The 16,430-nt window shown below is 52.7% G+C and carries 15 protein-coding genes and 1 pseudogene; 8 read left to right on the forward strand and 8 right to left on the reverse strand.

The window, feature by feature from the left end:
* The coding region (locus EQY_RS0101985; RefSeq protein ID WP_000311345.1) for an ATP-binding protein at positions 1–181 on the forward strand (181 nt) is incomplete at its 5' end.
* Here the strand turns inward: EQY_RS0101985 and pmrR are convergent.
* From pmrR to crfC, 4 genes are all read right to left on the reverse strand, one after another.
* The gene (pmrR, locus tag EQY_RS27265; RefSeq protein WP_000797657.1) at positions 157–246 is read right to left on the reverse strand and encodes an LpxT activity modulator PmrR; all 90 of its coding nucleotides are present in this window, start codon (positions 244–246) and stop codon (positions 157–159) included. The genes EQY_RS0101985 and pmrR overlap by 25 nt on opposite strands.
* A gap of 114 nt (positions 247–360) precedes the next feature.
* Entirely contained in the window at positions 361–1,863 is a 1,503-nt protein-coding gene (proP, locus tag EQY_RS0101990) for a glycine betaine/L-proline transporter ProP (RefSeq protein ID WP_010353876.1), read from the reverse strand.
* A gap of 269 nt (positions 1,864–2,132) precedes the next feature.
* Entirely contained in the window at positions 2,133–3,005 is an 873-nt protein-coding gene (locus EQY_RS0101995) for a diguanylate cyclase regulator RdcB family protein (protein ID WP_000169206.1), read from the reverse strand.
* Positions 3,002–5,230: a clamp-binding protein CrfC gene (crfC, locus tag EQY_RS0102000; RefSeq protein WP_000288529.1), complete on the reverse strand. Its 2,229-nt coding sequence runs from the start codon at positions 5,228–5,230 to the stop codon at positions 3,002–3,004. The genes EQY_RS0101995 and crfC overlap by 4 nt, the downstream gene beginning before the upstream one ends.
* Positions 5,231–5,629: 399 nt before the next feature.
* Between crfC and EQY_RS0102005 the strand changes: the two genes are divergently transcribed.
* Positions 5,630–5,965 (forward strand): zinc ribbon domain-containing protein YjdM, encoded by a 336-nt coding sequence (locus tag EQY_RS0102005; protein ID WP_001300891.1) that lies wholly within the window; start codon positions 5,630–5,632, stop codon positions 5,963–5,965.
* Positions 5,966–6,205: 240 nt separating this feature from the next.
* Entirely contained in the window at positions 6,206–6,649 is a 444-nt protein-coding gene (yjdN, locus tag EQY_RS0102010; protein WP_001131294.1) for a VOC family metalloprotein YjdN, read from the forward strand.
* Between the two features lie 63 nt (positions 6,650–6,712).
* On the opposite strand, the gene yjdP is transcribed toward yjdN, so the two are convergent.
* The 3 genes from yjdP to EQY_RS0102025 form a co-directional block, all read right to left on the reverse strand.
* A complete protein-coding gene (gene yjdP / locus EQY_RS0102015) occupies positions 6,713–7,042 on the reverse strand; it encodes a DDRRRQL repeat protein YjdP (protein ID WP_000806200.1) in 330 nt (109 codons plus the stop codon).
* Between the two features lie 122 nt (positions 7,043–7,164).
* Positions 7,165–7,743 (reverse strand): GNAT family protein, encoded by a 579-nt coding sequence (locus EQY_RS0102020; RefSeq protein WP_000636710.1) that lies wholly within the window; start codon positions 7,741–7,743, stop codon positions 7,165–7,167.
* 112 nt (positions 7,744–7,855) lie between these two features.
* The gene (locus EQY_RS0102025; RefSeq protein ID WP_000940969.1) at positions 7,856–10,120 is read right to left on the reverse strand and encodes an ATP-binding protein; all 2,265 of its coding nucleotides are present in this window, start codon (positions 10,118–10,120) and stop codon (positions 7,856–7,858) included.
* A 113-nt stretch (positions 10,121–10,233) separates the two neighbouring features.
* Here EQY_RS0102025 and EQY_RS0102035 point away from each other — a divergent pair, with 113 nt between their 5' ends.
* The 4 genes from EQY_RS0102035 to EQY_RS0102050 are packed head-to-tail and all read left to right on the forward strand — an operon-like array spanning position 10,234 to position 14,759.
* Complete coding sequence (locus tag EQY_RS0102035) at positions 10,234–11,754, forward strand: sugar ABC transporter ATP-binding protein (RefSeq protein ID WP_001089397.1); 1,521 nt, start codon at positions 10,234–10,236, stop codon at positions 11,752–11,754.
* Positions 11,751–12,725: an ABC transporter permease subunit gene (locus EQY_RS0102040; RefSeq protein ID WP_000213464.1), complete on the forward strand. Its 975-nt coding sequence runs from the start codon at positions 11,751–11,753 to the stop codon at positions 12,723–12,725. Before EQY_RS0102035 ends, EQY_RS0102040 begins: the two co-directional genes overlap by 4 nt.
* 30 nt (positions 12,726–12,755) lie before the next feature.
* Complete coding sequence (locus EQY_RS0102045; protein WP_001237474.1) at positions 12,756–13,697, forward strand: ABC transporter substrate-binding protein; 942 nt, start codon at positions 12,756–12,758, stop codon at positions 13,695–13,697.
* 60 nt (positions 13,698–13,757) lie between these two features.
* A complete protein-coding gene (locus tag EQY_RS0102050) occupies positions 13,758–14,759 on the forward strand; it encodes a carbohydrate kinase family protein (protein WP_000970595.1) in 1,002 nt (333 codons plus the stop codon).
* On the opposite strand, the gene EQY_RS0102055 is transcribed toward EQY_RS0102050, so the two are convergent.
* Complete coding sequence (locus EQY_RS0102055; protein ID WP_000805926.1) at positions 14,756–15,463, reverse strand: response regulator transcription factor; 708 nt, start codon at positions 15,461–15,463, stop codon at positions 14,756–14,758. The genes EQY_RS0102050 and EQY_RS0102055 overlap by 4 nt on opposite strands.
* Before the next feature lie 290 nt (positions 15,464–15,753).
* Here EQY_RS0102055 and yjcS point away from each other — a divergent pair.
* A pseudogene (gene yjcS / locus EQY_RS0102060) lies at positions 15,754–16,430 on the forward strand (alkyl sulfatase YjcS); the annotation flags it as partial.

Consider the following 16,430-nt stretch of genomic DNA (forward strand, 5'->3'; position numbering starts at 1 on the left):
GAGCAAAGCGTTTGTACGAATGGCCAGCCGTTATGGCGGGATTGGTCTGGGATTAAGTATTGTCAGCCGCATCACACAGTTGCATCACGGGCAGTTTTTCCTGCAAAACCGGGAAGAGGCTTCCGGTACGCGCGCCTGGGTACGGCTGAAGAAAGATCAATACGTGGCAAACCAGATATAGAGAAAGCTGCTGACTACCAGCACGCTAAACACAGTCGTTAAACTTTCATAAACACGGTTTTTCATTGCACTCTCCTCCGTTGTCCTGGAGGAGAGTATGCGCGTCAGAGATTAAGTGAACCTTAAGAGTTCGATTGTTGGCCTGATAAGAGAGTGTCGCATCAGGCAATCCGTTTCAGCTTACTCATCAATTCGCGGATGTTGCTGCACCAGGCGGGTACGTTTCGCCTGCAAATCGGCAATTTCCTGGTCAATATCCTCGATTTTCTGCTCAATATTATCGTAATGCTCGACGAGAATTTCCTTCGCTTCCTGCAAATCTGACGCCGCAGGCGTCGCACCTTTCAGTGGACGATTCGCCGTCTCTTTCATGGTCACGCCGGTGATTAAACCAATCACCGCCACTACCATCAGGTAATAGGCAGGCATCATCAGATTATGCGAGCTTTCCACCAGCCAGGCCGCCAGCGTTGGCGTCAGACCGGCAACCAACACCGAAATATTAAATGCCGCCGCCAGCGCACTGTAACGGATATGTGTCGGGAACATCGCTGGCAAGGTAGAGGCCATAACACCCGTAAAGCAGTTAAGGATCACCGCCAGCATCAGCAACCCGGCGAAAATCAGGCCGATAATATTGCTGTTAATCAGGATAAACGCCGGGATCGCCAGCGCAAACAACGCAACACTGCCGAGGATCACAAACGGACGACGGCCAAAACGGTCACTCAGCAAGCCCATCACCGGCTGAACAAACAGCATACCGATCATAATCGCGATAATAATCAGCACCCCGTGGTCTTCGGAGTAATGCAGGTTATGCGACAAATAACTCGGCATATAAGTCAGCAACATGTAGTAAGTCACGTTGGTGGCGATCACCAGACCAATACATGTCAACAGACTGCGCCAGTGTTTGGTGGCAATCTCTTTAAACGAGACTTTCGGGCCATCCTGCAAACCTTCGCGGTCACCCTGTTCCAGTTTCTCAACATGTTGCTGGAACGCTGGCGTCTCTTCTAAAGCATGACGAAGATAAAGCCCAATAATTCCCAGCGGCAGCGCGATAAAGAACGGAATACGCCAGCCCCAGTCAAGGAAGTTCTCTTCACCGACGATGGTCGAAATCAACACCACCACGCCCGCACCCAGCACAAACCCGGCAATAGAACCGAAGTCCAGCCAGCTGCCCATAAAGCCACGTTTACGGTCAGGTGAGTATTCCGCAACAAATATCGACGCTCCGGTATATTCACCGCCGACCGAGAAACCTTGTGCCATCTTACAGATCAACAGCAAAATCGGCGCCCAAATACCAATAGAGGCGTAGGACGGTATTAAACCGATACAGAACGTACTGATCGACATAATCACAATAGTGATAGCGAGGATCTTCTGGCGACCATATTTATCGCCCAACATACCGAAGAAGAGTCCGCCAAGCGGTCGAATCAGAAAGGGAACGGAGAAGGTGGCAAGTGCAGCAACCATCTGCACGCTGGGGTCAGCCCCCGGGAAAAATACTTTACCTAATGCGTAAGCAACAAAACCATAAACACCAAAATCGAACCATTCCATTGCATTACCCAGCGATGCTGCAGTAATGGCTTTTCGCAGTTTACCGTCATCAATAATGGTGACATCACGAAGGGTTATCGGTTTTACTTTTTTCCTTTTCAGCATAGCTTTCCTCGCAGAGTAAGCCCATTTCCGCACGCGTCAGGCAAATAGACGCGGCGCCCGCAAAAGGGGAGCGGGAATTGCAGGGTGCAATCTCTGTAACAAGCGTAGCTGGTTTGCTTACACGATCCGATTAAGGATTGTACAATCAAACCTGTTGACGCCTGAATTGGGCAGTTAATGACCTTTTTACCCTACCAGCGTTTAAATTTGTGATCAACTTCACACATGGATTTCGTTGAGCACTCATTGATGTAACTGATTATTTACAGTCAATTTACAGAGAAGATTTCTTCGACCATTGCCCCCGCCAGACGTTGTGCTGAACAGAGCCGTGGCATCCCCAACGCGACGGTTTGCCAGCGTTGGGTTACTGACCAGCAAACAGGCTGCTTATCGGCATCCGACCACTTGCCCAGCCAACTTAAAAAGTCTGCATGATCCCCGCCTGTCGGGGCTCCAGGAGGGGAAAACCACTGATGGTAATAATGGCGAGTGGTCGGTGCCGCATTGATACTCTCTGCCAGATATTGCGTCGCTTTCACGCGCAAATCGTCAAGCAACGACGCCGCTGCTTGTGGATTACCCAGACGACAGGCATCACCAAACGCTCCCCAGCGCAGCTCCTCCAGAGCAATAAAACAACGTCCCGGTAGCGACCAGGCGTTATACGCACCAGCACGCCAGCGGGTAAAAATTTGCTCACTCTGCTCACCTGCCTGAACCAGTAACCCTCGTTGCATTAACGCTTTTTCCTTCCAGCGACAGCGGGCAGAAAACCACTCATACAACGCGGCGATTTGCTGGGGAAGTTCCGGGAAAGCAGAGTACGAACGGTGATCCATTTTTTGCAATAGTGCCAAATGTTGCGCGATCTGCGTCAGCGCCAGATGACCGGGATCAAGCATCGCCGCCAGTTTTTCCACCAATGTCAGGCGCAGGCTAAGTGGCGCATTTAACATTCCGGCATTCGCCCACGTCTGAAGCTGTGCGCGCGCAAGGATCTCCTGCATCAGTCGTTCACGAAGCTGCTGCTGATGGGTTTGTGGATAGCGGGCATCATCGCCCTGCGCCAGATCCACCAAAAAGCGGGGATAAACTGACTCCAGTACGCGACCAGAGCCGTCCAGTAACGTCTTTGTCAATACTGTTCTGCCATGAAAAGAGTTTGAATATCATCGCGTAACAACTGAGAGTCCGTATAAATCCAGCCATGAATCATCACGGTCTGCTGCAATTGCTGCTGCATCATCCTGACCACGGATTCATTTTGTTGACGCAGAGCCAGACTATCGCGTAAACGCGCCTGTAATTCCGTCAAACATAACGCGAAATCAGCGAAAAAAGTGTTCATGCCTGCCGTGACAGAATCATCGACCTGAACCGCCAAAGCTTTAGCCATTTGTTGGCAATAAAGGTCTACTTCTTCGGTTAACGTTCGTTGTAGCGCACTGTAATCAACGGCCTCTGGCGGTGATTTCTCACCACCCCGTCCCCAGTCAGGCTGATTCAGCCAGCGCGAGAACGTCTCACGCACAATGCCAAAACGGCTGCTCTGCTCATCCATTGCTTCCTGGTGGGATATTGCATCACTGAACAGCTGGCGAGTATTGAAGTGTGGGACTGCGCCGTGAAAAGCAGGAAAATGAAAGTCGGGGCGAAACCCAGACTCATTCAATTCTGTTTTTACCCGCTGCTCGATGGGGTGAATAACATCGCTTAACACCCGGCAAAGGGTTGATTCCAGTTCAGCAAAACGCAGCGTAAAGTCACGGCTGATTTTGGTCTGTGCCGCCTGTAACAGCGTCTCGCAGCGGGTACGAATCTCGCTTAACGGCCACGAATCATGTTGAAACAGCACTGCTAACTGGGTATTCACCTCGTCTTGCTGCTGACGCAGAAAGTCGTTGGCTGATGCCAGAGCCACCTCGATTTCATGTTTAATCTCGCCACTCACCTGCACCTGATTAAGCTGCAATAGCTGCATATTTTCTTCAATCTGGAGGATATTTTGCCGCAATTGCTCGCAAACGACGTTCAGCCCGTGTGCGCGAAAATCAAGGTATTCCCGCGCTTGTTGGGCATAATTCAACAACTTATGCGAGGCAGATCGCAGTGCATATAACGACGCGTTGGCGTAGGCGGCATGGAGTAATGCCTGAACCGGTTGGGCGAACAGCGAATCTTCCCACAGTTGATCGGCAGCATGGCGAATATGGTCGATATCTGCCAGATCGGCATTGCACCAGCGCCTGCCAAGCGCGGCATGGGCAAAATCCTCCACCCAGCGTTGTTGCTCCGGTGCTGGCAACTTACCATTGTTAGCTAACTCATGACGTGCCCGATTTGCCAGATAGCCCCACATCGACGATACCGGAAATATCTGCCCTGGCGTAACACAACCTTTCATCAACGTCCCGGAAATCAGCGCCCGCACCTGTTCTGCATCGTCACTGTTACGATCCTGCTGATCGAACTTATTGACGAGCACATACAGCGGTACTGATTTCCCCACCGCTAAAACCGCCTCACGCACTTCTTCATCGGAGATTGACTTCAGTTGCGTATAGTCCAGCACCGCCAGCACTGCGGAGGCGCGCGCCAGTTGCTCGTTAAGCATTTTTTGCAGATGCGGTTGTCCGGCTTCATTCGGTCCGGGGGTATCCAGCAGCGTCAACTGCCCGGGATAACTCTCCAGCCCTGCCAGATGGACAAACTCCACTTCAATAACCGGAATATGCTCAATGGCGGCGTAAGCAGAAAAAGGAAAATCGACGTCCAGCGCCTTCGCCAGACGCACCAAATCATTCAAACTTTTCAGGCAATGAAAAATTGGCTGGGCACCAAGATAATATTTTTCAAAAGCAACGCCATTTTCGATCCGCTGCATAAGCGCACGCATATCTTTATCTATTTCCAGCAGTTCGGTCAGATGCTCAATATCGCAATCGCGCAGGCGTTGTTGTAATTGTTGGATTAAACAGTCGATTGGTGCGACATGTGAAAAATGCAGCACCGGTTCTTTTTGCCCCGGCGTATGGCGAATAAGCGTCGGCAGCGCAGTCATAGGGCGATTGCGATTAGGCAGAACTTCAGTGCCAACAATAGCGTTAATGGTGGTTGATTTCCCTGCTTTCATGGTGCCAATAATCGCCAGCACCATTTCCAGACGGGAAATTTTTCGCAGCTCATTATTCAGCATTGCGTGACGCTCGGCGATATTAGGCTGACTCCAGGGTAAAGCCAGTGGTGGTGCATCTTCTCCGGGCACAGAGAGCGGCATTTTTTCCAGTAACTGCAACTGTTGTCTGGAAAGCTGTAACAGACGTTCAGCCTCCTGACTTAACTCATATATTGTCTGTGTGTACATGGAAAATTCTTCCTTAAAGCAAATTTCATTATTTTTATTTAGCCAGATCGTTTTTTCGTTCTGTTGTCGGCTTTTATAATTACTGCAGGAAATAATTTTTATATTTAATATGTTGTTTTTATTCGGATGAATAAATCTCTTCCGACAAGTTAAAAGTCAGAAAGATAAAATAACAATTTAATTAAAAAAAGAACAAGAAGAGAGTTAACCTTAACTTAAATAATAAACAGAGGCAAAAAGATTATTTTCTTTTTGCGTTGTCTTTCAAATGAAAACGATCGTCGACTAAAATCAGCAGTACCCCCGACAAACGCAGGGATTTTGTGTATAATTGCGGCCTTTTTCGGCAATCTGCCGTTTTTTGGCGCTTTTGCCCTGCTGACTTTTGAGGAAATCCACATGTCATTACCACACTGCCCGAAATGCAACTCCGAATACACCTACGAAGATAACGGCATGTACATCTGCCCGGAATGCGCCTACGAATGGAACGACGCTGAACCTGCGCAGGAAAGCGACGAGCTGATCGTTAAAGATGCTAACGGCAACCTGCTGGCTGACGGCGACAGCGTTACCATCATTAAAGATCTGAAGGTGAAAGGTAGCTCTTCGATGCTGAAAATCGGCACCAAAGTGAAAAACATCCGCCTGGTTGAAGGCGACCATAACATCGATTGCAAAATCGACGGTTTTGGTCCGATGAAACTGAAATCTGAGTTTGTGAAAAAGAATTGATTTCGAATGCCGGGTGCGATACATCCGGCAACGGTGCCAAATGCCTGATGCGACGCTTGCGCGTCTTATCAGGCCTACAAATTCCCGCGCCATCCGTAGGCCGGAATAAGGCGTTTACGCCGCATCCGGCAACGGTGCCAATGCCTGATGCGACGCTTGCCGCGTCTTATCAGGCCTACTCTTCATCTGTACAAAATTCAAACTACACTTAACTGACTTCTCTTAACTGAGGTCACCATCATGCCGTTAAGCCCCTATATCTCTTTTGCCGGTAACTGTGCCGACGCCATAGCCTATTACCAACGCACGTTAGATGCGGAACTGCTCTATAAAATCAGCTTTGGGGAAATGCCGAAACCCGCGCAGGAAAGCTCCGAAGGTTGTCCTTCAGGGATGCAATTTCCCGATACTGCCATCGCCCATGCTAACGTGCGCATTGCCGGAAGCGACATCATGATGAGCGATGCCATACCGTCAGGAAAAGCCAACTACTCCGGATTTACGTTGGTGCTCGATTCGCAACAGGTCGAGGAAGGGAAACGTTGGTTTGACAACCTTGCCGCCAACGGAAAAATCGAAATGGACTGGCAGGAAACCTTCTGGGCACATGGCTTCGGCAAAGTTACCGATAAATTTGGAGTGCCGTGGATGATTAATGTCGTTAAGCAGCAGTCAACACAATAGCCGGGCTTTAATAGCTGATGGGGAGAATTAGGGGGAGGGGCGATGCCTGCCCTATACCCAACATCACCGCCCATACTCATCTTCCATTCTCCGCTCTTCATCTTCCAGCTGCCGACGCTCCTGATCAAGCTGGCGCTGGCGGTCGTCCAGCTGCCTGCGGCGATCTTCAAACTGGCGGCGGCGGTCGTCATATTGTCTGCGACGATCGTCGCTCACTTGACGCTGCCAGCCGTCGTCGCGCGAATCTTCATAGTCACGCCCACGGTCAGGGTTATAAGCGTCGTTAATCGCCTGCTGAATATTACCAATCGTGTCGTCGATAATATCGGCCTGAGCCGGAACGGTGGTCAGCGTGAGCAGGGTGAAAAGAAAGAGCGTGGAGTAAGGTTTCATAAGACAGTCTCTGTGATGGACTGGCTTAACGTTAGTTGAGTGTGAATAACCGGAGTAGCGGAGTAATCTCAAATACGGTAAGGCGCAGACTCTTCCATTAGCTGGATAGCTCGCCGTTTATTTTACGCCACCAGCACAATGCTATGACATTTTTGATCCGGAGAAATACTCCAGATACGTTCTTCCGGAATGCAGCCACCATCGTAGATCACTTTAGTGCCATCGTAAGGCCAAAATGTCTCTTGTTCAGTGTCTAATATAAACACCGAAATCTGATCGGACTCGCGCGCGATCTTCTGCCAGAGCATCTTCCCGCCATCATACTGATCAAAATCGCTGATGAGTGTGATTCCGCATTGCAGGATTAACGCTTCATACAGTCGCGTTGCCAGACCTTTATCGCGTTCACCTGGGGAGACGCAGATACCTTCCACTTGTACCAGATCCGAGTCTTCCCACCAGCGTTCAACGGCAATAATATCGCTGCCGAACTCTTTTTTACGCTGCAGGTCGAGAGCGGCGAGTACCCGATGACGTGGCACGCCTGCAAAAACTTCAATGTCCGCTTCAATGATGGCCGCTCTTGGCGTCTGGCTGTCATAAATCACCTGTAACAGACGTCCGGAAAGCTCGATCTCTTCCACCACGCGAAAAGAACGAGCAACCGTCATTGGGCTATAGGTGGTTGGCATCACGATCATATGTGAATCGCCTCTTGTCAGTACTGACGTAATTCCTTTTATATCCCATTCAGAGCAGAATTGCTCACAATAGCAGCACGTTTGCTCCAGGCCTCTTGATAAATTCTGAAAATCATCCCTCAATTTGCCCCAATGCCTGCGCCAGTTGCACGCGGGTAAAAGGTTTGCGCAGCAGCGCCACTTCTGGCAACGCGGGGTTATAGCTGGGGCGTAAATCCTGACCGCTGATGAGCAGCAGCGTCAGGTGTGGGTAGCGTTTGCGTGCTGCATTGACCACTTCTGCGCCGCTCATACCGCCTGGGAGCATTAAGTCGCTGATAAAAATATCGATTTCCACTGATGCCGCCAGCAGATCCAGCGCCTGTTCGCCGCTGCTGGCTTCCAGCGTCAAATAGCCCAGCAGGTGCAACTGTTCGCAGATTGTCTGGCGTACTGCAGCTTCATCTTCCAGCACCAACACCAGCTTATCGCCGCTGACGGCTGTCTGTTCTACCACCGCTGACGATACATTTTTCGCCGCCAACAACGCACGGGGAAGCTGTAGTCTGACTGTCGTTCCCTGCCCCGGCGCGCTTTCGATTTCCACCCTCCCGCCGGACTGACGCACGAAACCATAGACCATCGACAAGCCCAGCCCGCTGCCACTGCCCGTCTGTTTGGTGGTAAAGAACGGCTCGAATACCTGGCTTTTCACCTCCTGCGACATTCCACAGCCATGATCGATAACCTCCAGAGCCACCATGTCCTGACGCTGCCCACCGCTACGGGTGACACGCTGGTTCCAGGTGCGGATTTTGAGGGTTCCCGTCAGCCCTTCCATCGCATCACGAGCGTTCATCACCAGGTTGATGATGGCGTTTTCCAGTTGGCTGACGTCAATCCACGCAGGCCACGCCGGAGACTGTGCTTCAATCTCCAGCGTCAGCGTTGTCGGTAAGGAGTGGCGCATCAATTCACTTAACTCTTCCAGTAATGTTTTCAGTTCAATGGATTGTGGATGTAAGGACTGCTTGCGGGAAAACGCCAACAGCCGTTGGGTTAGTAGCGCGCCACGTTCGGCGGCTTGCTGCGCTCGCTGTATTCGCGGCGCGTCGGGCGAGTCTGTGTTCACCAGCTCCAGGCTGCCAATAATCACCGCCAACAGATTATTAAAATCATGCGCCAGTCCCCCCGTCAGTTGCCCGACCGCTTTTAGTTTCTGGCTGTGCAACAGCGCCTCTTCCAGCCCCTGCCGCTCGGTTTGAGCAATCTCCATCTGCGTGGTTTTCTCTTTCAGCAGCCGTGACGTCCGCTCAAGCGATGCGGTATTACGGGCGAAGACGTTAAAGGCGCGTGCCAGTTCACCTAACTCATCGCGCCGCTGTAACGCCGGAAAGCTGACGTCTGCTTCACCGTGCGCCAGACGGCTCATGGCGCGGGAAATCGCCGTCAGGTTTGAGCCGAGATTGCGATAGATGTACCAACCTGCAAATGCGGTGATCACCACCGCTAACAGGGCAAAAATCATGATCACCCTCTCACCGGAGCGCAGATCCTGGTAACTTTGTGCTACCCGCTGACCGGAAAGCATCGCCACCTGTTCGGCATAATGGTTTATATCGCTGTTAAGGATCGCCACCAGAGCTTTGATGTGAAACATATACCAGCTAATCGCCAGATCGCTTTGCTCCAGTGACGCCGAAAGCGGCGCGAGTTTGCGCAGTTCACGATTAAAATCAGTAAGTAGCGTATTTACTAACGGCGTATCACTATGAGTCGGCAGCGCAGACATCACTTCAACCAGTTGATGAATAATCGCCTGCGGTGCTGGAGTGGCAATGGCGGCAACGATCAGCCGGTTCATCTCGTTAAGCAAAAGATCATCTTCCGCGTAAGTGACTTTTTGCAGATGCCGCAGATAACTTAAGTTTTGATATAGCGAACTTAACAGCGCGTTACGTTCCAAGTGCCGCCTTTGCCCCCGCTCCAGCATTCCGCCGACGCTGGTTTGCAGTTCATTACTGCGCTGGATGATTCGCGCCACCAGCCCGGCGTCCTGCTGTGCTAAAGGCGCGTTCGCCAGTTGTGCAAGCGAGCTTTTTAATGCCCGCTGTGTCTCCTGCAATCGCTCGGCTTCACCTTTATATTCCAGCGCCCCCACCACCTGTGATAATCGCACCGCCGCTGTCGCCACGTTTGCGGTGTCGCGCGCCAGATTCAGGCTGCCGGTCATATCATCCACCGTTTGCTGCTGCACCTGCTCCTGCATCTGGCTGGCATGACGAAAGCCCATTACCGCCACGCCGCTGACCATCAGCGTCACCGCCACCACAAGCAAATTTAAAAGCAGCAACCGCCCGCGCGCGCTGGCAAAAAAGTGACGTCCGGGGTGCGCCATATCACGCTCCGTAAAGAAAAATCGCAATATGACAAATATGAACGGCTTCTGACATTTTGCATTTACTTTCCTGTGATGGAGTGCTGATATCGACAACCTCGCAGGAGTCCGCCATGAACAGCACGCCAGTTCTGGAGATGCGCAATATTGCCAAAGCCTTCGGCAAATTTTACGCGCTCAAAGGGGTGGATTTGACGGTTTACCCTGGCGAGATCCATGCCCTGATGGGGGAAAACGGCGCCGGAAAAAGCACGCTGATGAAGGTGCTGGCGGGGGCGTATACCGCCACCAGCGGCGAGATCCTGATAGACGGCAAGCCCTTTCACATTCGCACACCGAAAGATGCCTTAAGCGCCGGTATTACGCTGATTTATCAGGAGATGCAGCTGGCACCGAATCTGACGGTGGCAGAAAATATTTTCCTCGGCAGCGAGCTTTCCCACGGCGGGCTGGTGCAGCGTAAAGAGATGCTGGTGCAGGCGCAAAAAGTGATCGACCGCCTCGGCGCGCAGTTTAACGCCAGCGATAAAGTCATGACGCTGACCATCGCCGAGCAACAGCAGGTCGAAATCGCCCGCGCGTTGCATCGCAACAGCCGCATTCTGGTGATGGACGAACCTACCGCCGCCCTCTCCTCCCGCGAAACTCACCGCCTGTTTGAACTGATTATGCGACTGCGCGATGAAGGGATGGCGATTATCTACATCAGCCACCGCATGGCAGAAGTGTATGAGCTTTCCGATCGCGTCAGCGTGCTGCGTGACGGGCGATACGTTGGCAGCCTGACCCGCGACAATCTCAACGCCGGGGAACTGGTGCGGATGATGGTCGGCAGGCCGCTGAGCGATCTGTTCAATAAAGAGCGCGATATCCCGCTCGGCAAAGCCCGCCTGAACGTTCACCACCTGACCGACGGCGGCAAAGTCCAGCCGAGTAGCCTGCTGGTGCGTTCCGGCGAAATTGTCGGCCTCGCCGGGCTGGTGGGCGCCGGACGTTCCGAACTGGCGCAGTTAATTTTCGGCGTGCGGAAAGCGACAGGCGGAATGATTGAAGTCGATGGCGAACCGGTGGTGATCCACTCCCCGCGCGAAGCCATCGATCTTGGCATTGGTTTTCTCACCGAAAACCGCAAAGAACAGGGATTGTTCCTTGAAATGGCGGCAGCCGAAAACATCACCATGGCAACCCTGGAGCGCGATGCCAGCTGGGGGATGCTCAATCGCAAAAAAGCACAAACCATTTCCGATGACGCCATTAAGTTGCTCAACATCCGCGTGCCTCATGCCCAGGTGCGAGCAGGTGGGCTTTCGGGCGGTAATCAGCAAAAACTGTTGATCTCCCGCTGGGTGGCGATTGGCCCACGCATTTTACTGCTCGATGAACCCACGCGCGGCGTGGATGTCGGCGCAAAAAGCGAGATCTACCGGATCATGAACGAGATGGCGCGCAAGGGCGTGGCGATCCTGATGATCTCCAGCGAACTGCCGGAGATAGTCGGGATGAGCGATCGCGTTTATGTAATGCGCGAAGGCAGCATTGCCGGTGAGTTAAACGGCAACAACATCACCCAGGAAAACATTATGACCTTAGCGACCGGCGTCAACGACGCCCATTCCCAGGCGGTGCGCTCATGACGACATCTGCAAAGACCTCTGCCAAAAAAATGTTAATGAGCGATCTGATGCAAACGGTCGGCATTTTGCCGATTCTGATCCTGATCGTGGCGATTTTTGGCTTTATCGCGCCAAACTTTTTTACCGAAAGCAACCTGCTGAATATTACCCGCCAGGCGTCAATCAACATTGTGCTGGCGGCAGGAATGACCTTCATCATTTTGACCGGCGGGATCGATCTTTCTGTAGGTTCAATTCTCGGCACCACAGCGGTGGCGGCGATGGTCGTCTCCCTTAGCCCGGAGTTCGCCATGCTGTCGATCCCGGCGGCGCTGATGCTCGGCCTGCTGCTGGGGTTGTTCAACGGCGCGCTGGTGGCCTTTGCCGGATTACCGCCGTTTATCGTCACACTTGGCACCTATACGGCGCTGCGCGGGGCAGCGTATCTGCTGGCGGATGGCACTACGGTTATCAACTCCAACATTAATTTCGAGTGGATAGGCAACAACTATCTTGGGCCGATCCCCTGGCTGGTGGTCATTGCGCTAGCGGTGATCGTGGTGTGCTGGTTTATTCTGCGCCGCACCACGCTTGGCGTTCATATCTACGCCGTCGGCGGCAATATGCAGGCGGCGCGTCTTACCGGCATTAAGGTCTGGCTGGTGCTGCTGTTTGTTTATGGCATGAGCGGCCTGCTTTCAGGGCTGGGCGGGATTATGAGCGCCTCGCGGCTATACAGCGCCAACGGCAACTTAGGCATGGGTTACGAACTGGACGCCATTGCGGCGGTGATCCTCGGCGGAACCAGTTTTGTTGGCGGGATCGGCACCATCACCGGCACGCTGGTCGGCGCGCTGATTATCGCCACGCTCAACAACGGCATGACCTTAATGGGCGTCTCTTACTTCTGGCAGTTGGTGATCAAAGGGGCGGTGATCATCATTGCGGTGCTGATCGACAAATACCGTACCCGACATCATCAAAGCGCATAACAACAATACCCTACACATGAGGAATACAGTATGAGATTGAAGCCCTTAGTGACCGCGCTCTGTGCAGGCGCGCTGCTGGCTGCGGCACCGTTCGCCCAGGCGAAAGAACTGAAATCGATAGGCGTAACGGTAGGCGACCTGGCGAACCCGTTCTTCGTACAGATAACCAAAGGCGCGGAGCTGGAAGCGCGTAAACTGGCAGGCGATAACGTCAAAGTGACGCTGGTTTCCAGCGGCTACGATCTGGGCCAGCAGGTGTCGCAAATTGACAACTTTATCGCCGCTAACGTCGATATGATCATCCTTAACGCTGCCGATTCAAAAGGGATCGGCCCGGCGGTGAAACGGGCGAAAGACGCCGGGATCGTGGTGGTGGCGGTTGACGTAGCGGCAGAAGGTGCCGACGCCACCATTACTTCCGATAACACCCAGGCGGGCGAAATGGCCTGTAAATACATCACCGATCGCCTGAAAGGCAAAGGCAACGTGGTGATCATCAACGGGCCGCCGGTGTCCGCCGTGCAGAACCGCGTCGAAGGCTGCCAGACCGAATTTAAACGCCATCCTGACATCAAGGTGCTCTCTGACAACCAGAACGCCAAAGGCAGTCGTGAAGGCGGGCTGGAGGTGATGACCGCGTTGCTGGCGGCTAATCCGAAGATCGACGGCGTGTTTGCGATTAACGATCCGACCGCGATCGGCGCCGATCTGGCAGCAAAACAGGCACAACGTAACGAGTTCTTTATTGTTGGCGTGGATGGTAGCCCGGACGCCGAAGAGGCGCTGAAACGTGAGAACTCGTTGTTTGTCGCCACCCCAGCGCAAGATCCCCAGGTGATGGCAGCTAAAGCGGTGGAAATTGGCTACGACATTTTGCAGGGCAAACCCGCGCCGAAAGAGCCGGTGCTGATCCCGGTGACGATGATCGACAAAGACAACGTCGGCAATTACAAAGGCTGGACGGTGAAATAAGTCCGAAGCCGGGCGGCGACGCTGCCCGGCGACAGCGCATTAGCTAATCCAGGAGCGGGCATGATGGAACGTAAAGGTATTATCGCAGCAGGAAATATGCTGGTTGACCACGTCCACCAGATTATCCAGTGGCCGGAGCGCGGCTGGCTGGCGGAGATCACCCACAGCGAACGCTCTACCGGCGGCGCGCCGCTTAACGTCCTGCTGACGCTGGCGAAAATGCGCGCCGGGCTGCCTTTGCAGGCGGTCGGGCTAATCGGTCAGGACAGCGATGGCGATTACATTATGGCAATGCTGGAGCAGTATCACGTCAACCGCCAGCATGTGCAGCGCACCACTTTTGCGCCGACGTCGATGTCGCAGGTGATGACCGATCCCAGCGGGCAGCGCACCTTTTTCCATTCACCGGGCGCTAACCGGCTGCTGGATCTTCCGGCGTTCGACCAGCTTGATAGCAGCATGAAAATCTTCCATCTCGGTTATCTGCTGTTGCTCGAAAGCCTGGATATGCCAGACGATGTTTATGGCACTCGCAGCGCCCGCCTGCTGGCGCAGATGCATGACGCTGGCTATGAAACCTGTCTCGATCTGGTTTCCCGCAAGGGCGATCCGCGCTATCAGCCGCTGGTATTGCCCGCGTTGCGTCATCTGGATTATCTGGTGATTAACGAACTGGAGGCTGGGGAATTTAGCGGGCTGGAGATTCGTTTGCCTAACGGCGAGCCACATATCGCGCATATTGCCGCCGCCGCGCGCGAACTGTTAGATGCGGGCGTGCGCCAGCGCGTGGTGATTCACTGCGCGGAAGGCGCATGGGGAGAGACGCCGGAACAGGGCGGCATGTGGATACCCTCACGGAAATTAGAACCGCGCGAGATTATCGGTAGCGTCGGCGCGGGTGATGCGTTTTGTGCCGGATTTTTGTATGGCTGCCACGAACGCTGGACGCTTACCGAGAGCATCAAACTGGCACATGCCTGCGCACGCGCGAGCCTGTTATGCGCCAACGCCATCGACGGGGCAAAAACACTGGAAGAGCTGCAAACAGAAATGTCGGATTAATGCACGTCGGCAGCGAAGACATAACCCAGACCGCGCAGAGTTTTAATCAACATTGGCTGATGCGGGTTCAGTTCGATTTTGCGTCGTAGTCGCATGATTAATACGTCGATGGTGCGATCAAACACCTCTATGCTGTCACTATGGGTAAACTCCAGCAACTGCTCACGGCTCAATACCCGACGGGCGTTTTGTGCCAGAGCCAGCAACAAGCAATATTCGCCCTGAGTCAGCTCAACAAGTTGCTGTCGCGGATTGTGTAGCTGGCAGCGTGTGGTATCGAGATACCAGCCATTAAATGACAGCCCGGCATTTTTCTCCTCATTGACCGCCAGCACGCCAACGCGCCGTAACACCGCTTTTAGTCGCGCGACCACTACCCGTGGGGTAAATGGCTTGCAGATATAATCATCCGCGCCCATTTCCAGCCCGACCACCACATCAGACTCACTGCCCAGACCGGTCAGCATCACCACCGGCAATGCAGGACGCATTTTCTGTAGTTGTTGTAATACCATCAGGCCGTTGGTATCAGGCAACATCATATCCAGCACCACCAGCGCAATATCAGGATCGCCTTCAATACACGATATTGCCGCCTGTCCGGTATGGCAGACTGAAACCGTAAAGACATGTTCGCTTAACACGTCCTGCAACAGTGCACAGATAGCCGCGTCATCATCCACCACCAGCACCACGGGTTTCATGGTTACACTCCGCATTATTCACCTGATTAATCATTGTGCGTACTTCCTGGCGAAGTGAAAGAGGAAAGCAATATATATAATGAAAATATAATTCATGTCACATTATTGATATTGTTAATAGATATGCCGTACTTTTTCACCTTCAGCACAAATCCCTAATAAAATGGCTCGTTCCGCTCATACTTCCGTTTATTAAAATCGTCGTTTCCCAATTATGATATCGCCAGCTTTAAATGACGTATTTTGCATGGATTACATATTTACGACACAAATGATAAATGGAGATTTATATGAATAACTCTCGGTTATTCCGTTTGAGCAGGATTGTTATTGCGTTAACTGCCGCCAGCGGCATGATGGTAAATACCGCTTACGCGAAAGAGGAAGCGAAAGCCGCCTCCCAATATACGCAACAGGTTAATCAGAATTACGCCAAATCATTACCGTTTAGCGATCGTCAAGATTTTGACGATGCCCAGCGTGGATTTATCGCTCCGCTGCTGGACGAAGGTATTCTGCGTGATGCGAACGGTAAAGTTTACTACCGCGCAGACGATTACAAATTTGATATTAATGCCGCTGCGCCGGAAACGGTAAACCCCAGCCTGTGGCGTCAGTCACAGATCAACGGCATTTCTGGCCTGTTCAAAGTCACCGATAAAATGTATCAGGTGCGCGGCCAGGACATCTCCAACATTACGTTCGTGGAAGGCGAGAAAGGCATTATTGTTATCGACCCGCTGGTAACACCGCCTGCCGCAAAAGCCGCCCTTGACCTTTACTTCCAGCATCGTCCGCAAAAACCGATTGTTGCGGTTATCTACACCCACAGCCACACCGACCACTATGGCGGCGTAAAGGGCATTATCTCCGAAGCTGATGTTAAATCGGGCAAAGTGCAGGTGATTGCCCCTGCTGGATTTATGGACGAAGCCATCAGTGAAAACGTACTGGCGGGTAACATTAT

It is taken from the genome of Escherichia sp. TW14182, assembly GCF_000208525.1.
In the GTDB taxonomy this organism is placed as follows: Bacteria; Pseudomonadota; Gammaproteobacteria; order Enterobacterales; family Enterobacteriaceae; genus Escherichia; species Escherichia ruysiae.

What these genes read in the sequence shown, in the direction of transcription:
- pmrR (WP_000797657.1), bottom strand. Translation starts at nt 246, where the DNA reads ATGAAAAACCGTGTTTATGAAAGTTTAACGACTGTGTTTAGCGTGCTG.
- proP (WP_010353876.1), bottom strand. Translation starts at nt 1,863, where the DNA reads ATGCTGAAAAGGAAAAAAGTAAAACCGATAACCCTTCGTGATGTCACC.
- crfC (WP_000288529.1), bottom strand. Translation starts at nt 5,230, where the DNA reads ATGTACACACAGACAATATATGAGTTAAGTCAGGAGGCTGAACGTCTG.
- EQY_RS0102005 (WP_001300891.1), top strand. Translation starts at nt 5,630, where the DNA reads ATGTCATTACCACACTGCCCGAAATGCAACTCCGAATACACCTACGAA.
- yjdN (WP_001131294.1), top strand. Translation starts at nt 6,206, where the DNA reads ATGCCGTTAAGCCCCTATATCTCTTTTGCCGGTAACTGTGCCGACGCC.
- yjdP (WP_000806200.1), bottom strand. Translation starts at nt 7,042, where the DNA reads ATGAAACCTTACTCCACGCTCTTTCTTTTCACCCTGCTCACGCTGACC.
- EQY_RS0102020 (WP_000636710.1), bottom strand. Translation starts at nt 7,743, where the DNA reads ATGATCGTGATGCCAACCACCTATAGCCCAATGACGGTTGCTCGTTCT.
- EQY_RS0102025 (WP_000940969.1), bottom strand. Translation starts at nt 10,120, where the DNA reads ATGGCGCACCCCGGACGTCACTTTTTTGCCAGCGCGCGCGGGCGGTTG.
- EQY_RS0102035 (WP_001089397.1), top strand. Translation starts at nt 10,234, where the DNA reads ATGAACAGCACGCCAGTTCTGGAGATGCGCAATATTGCCAAAGCCTTC.
- EQY_RS0102040 (WP_000213464.1), top strand. Translation starts at nt 11,751, where the DNA reads ATGACGACATCTGCAAAGACCTCTGCCAAAAAAATGTTAATGAGCGAT.
- EQY_RS0102045 (WP_001237474.1), top strand. Translation starts at nt 12,756, where the DNA reads ATGAGATTGAAGCCCTTAGTGACCGCGCTCTGTGCAGGCGCGCTGCTG.
- EQY_RS0102050 (WP_000970595.1), top strand. Translation starts at nt 13,758, where the DNA reads ATGATGGAACGTAAAGGTATTATCGCAGCAGGAAATATGCTGGTTGAC.
- EQY_RS0102055 (WP_000805926.1), bottom strand. Translation starts at nt 15,463, where the DNA reads ATGAAACCCGTGGTGCTGGTGGTGGATGATGACGCGGCTATCTGTGCA.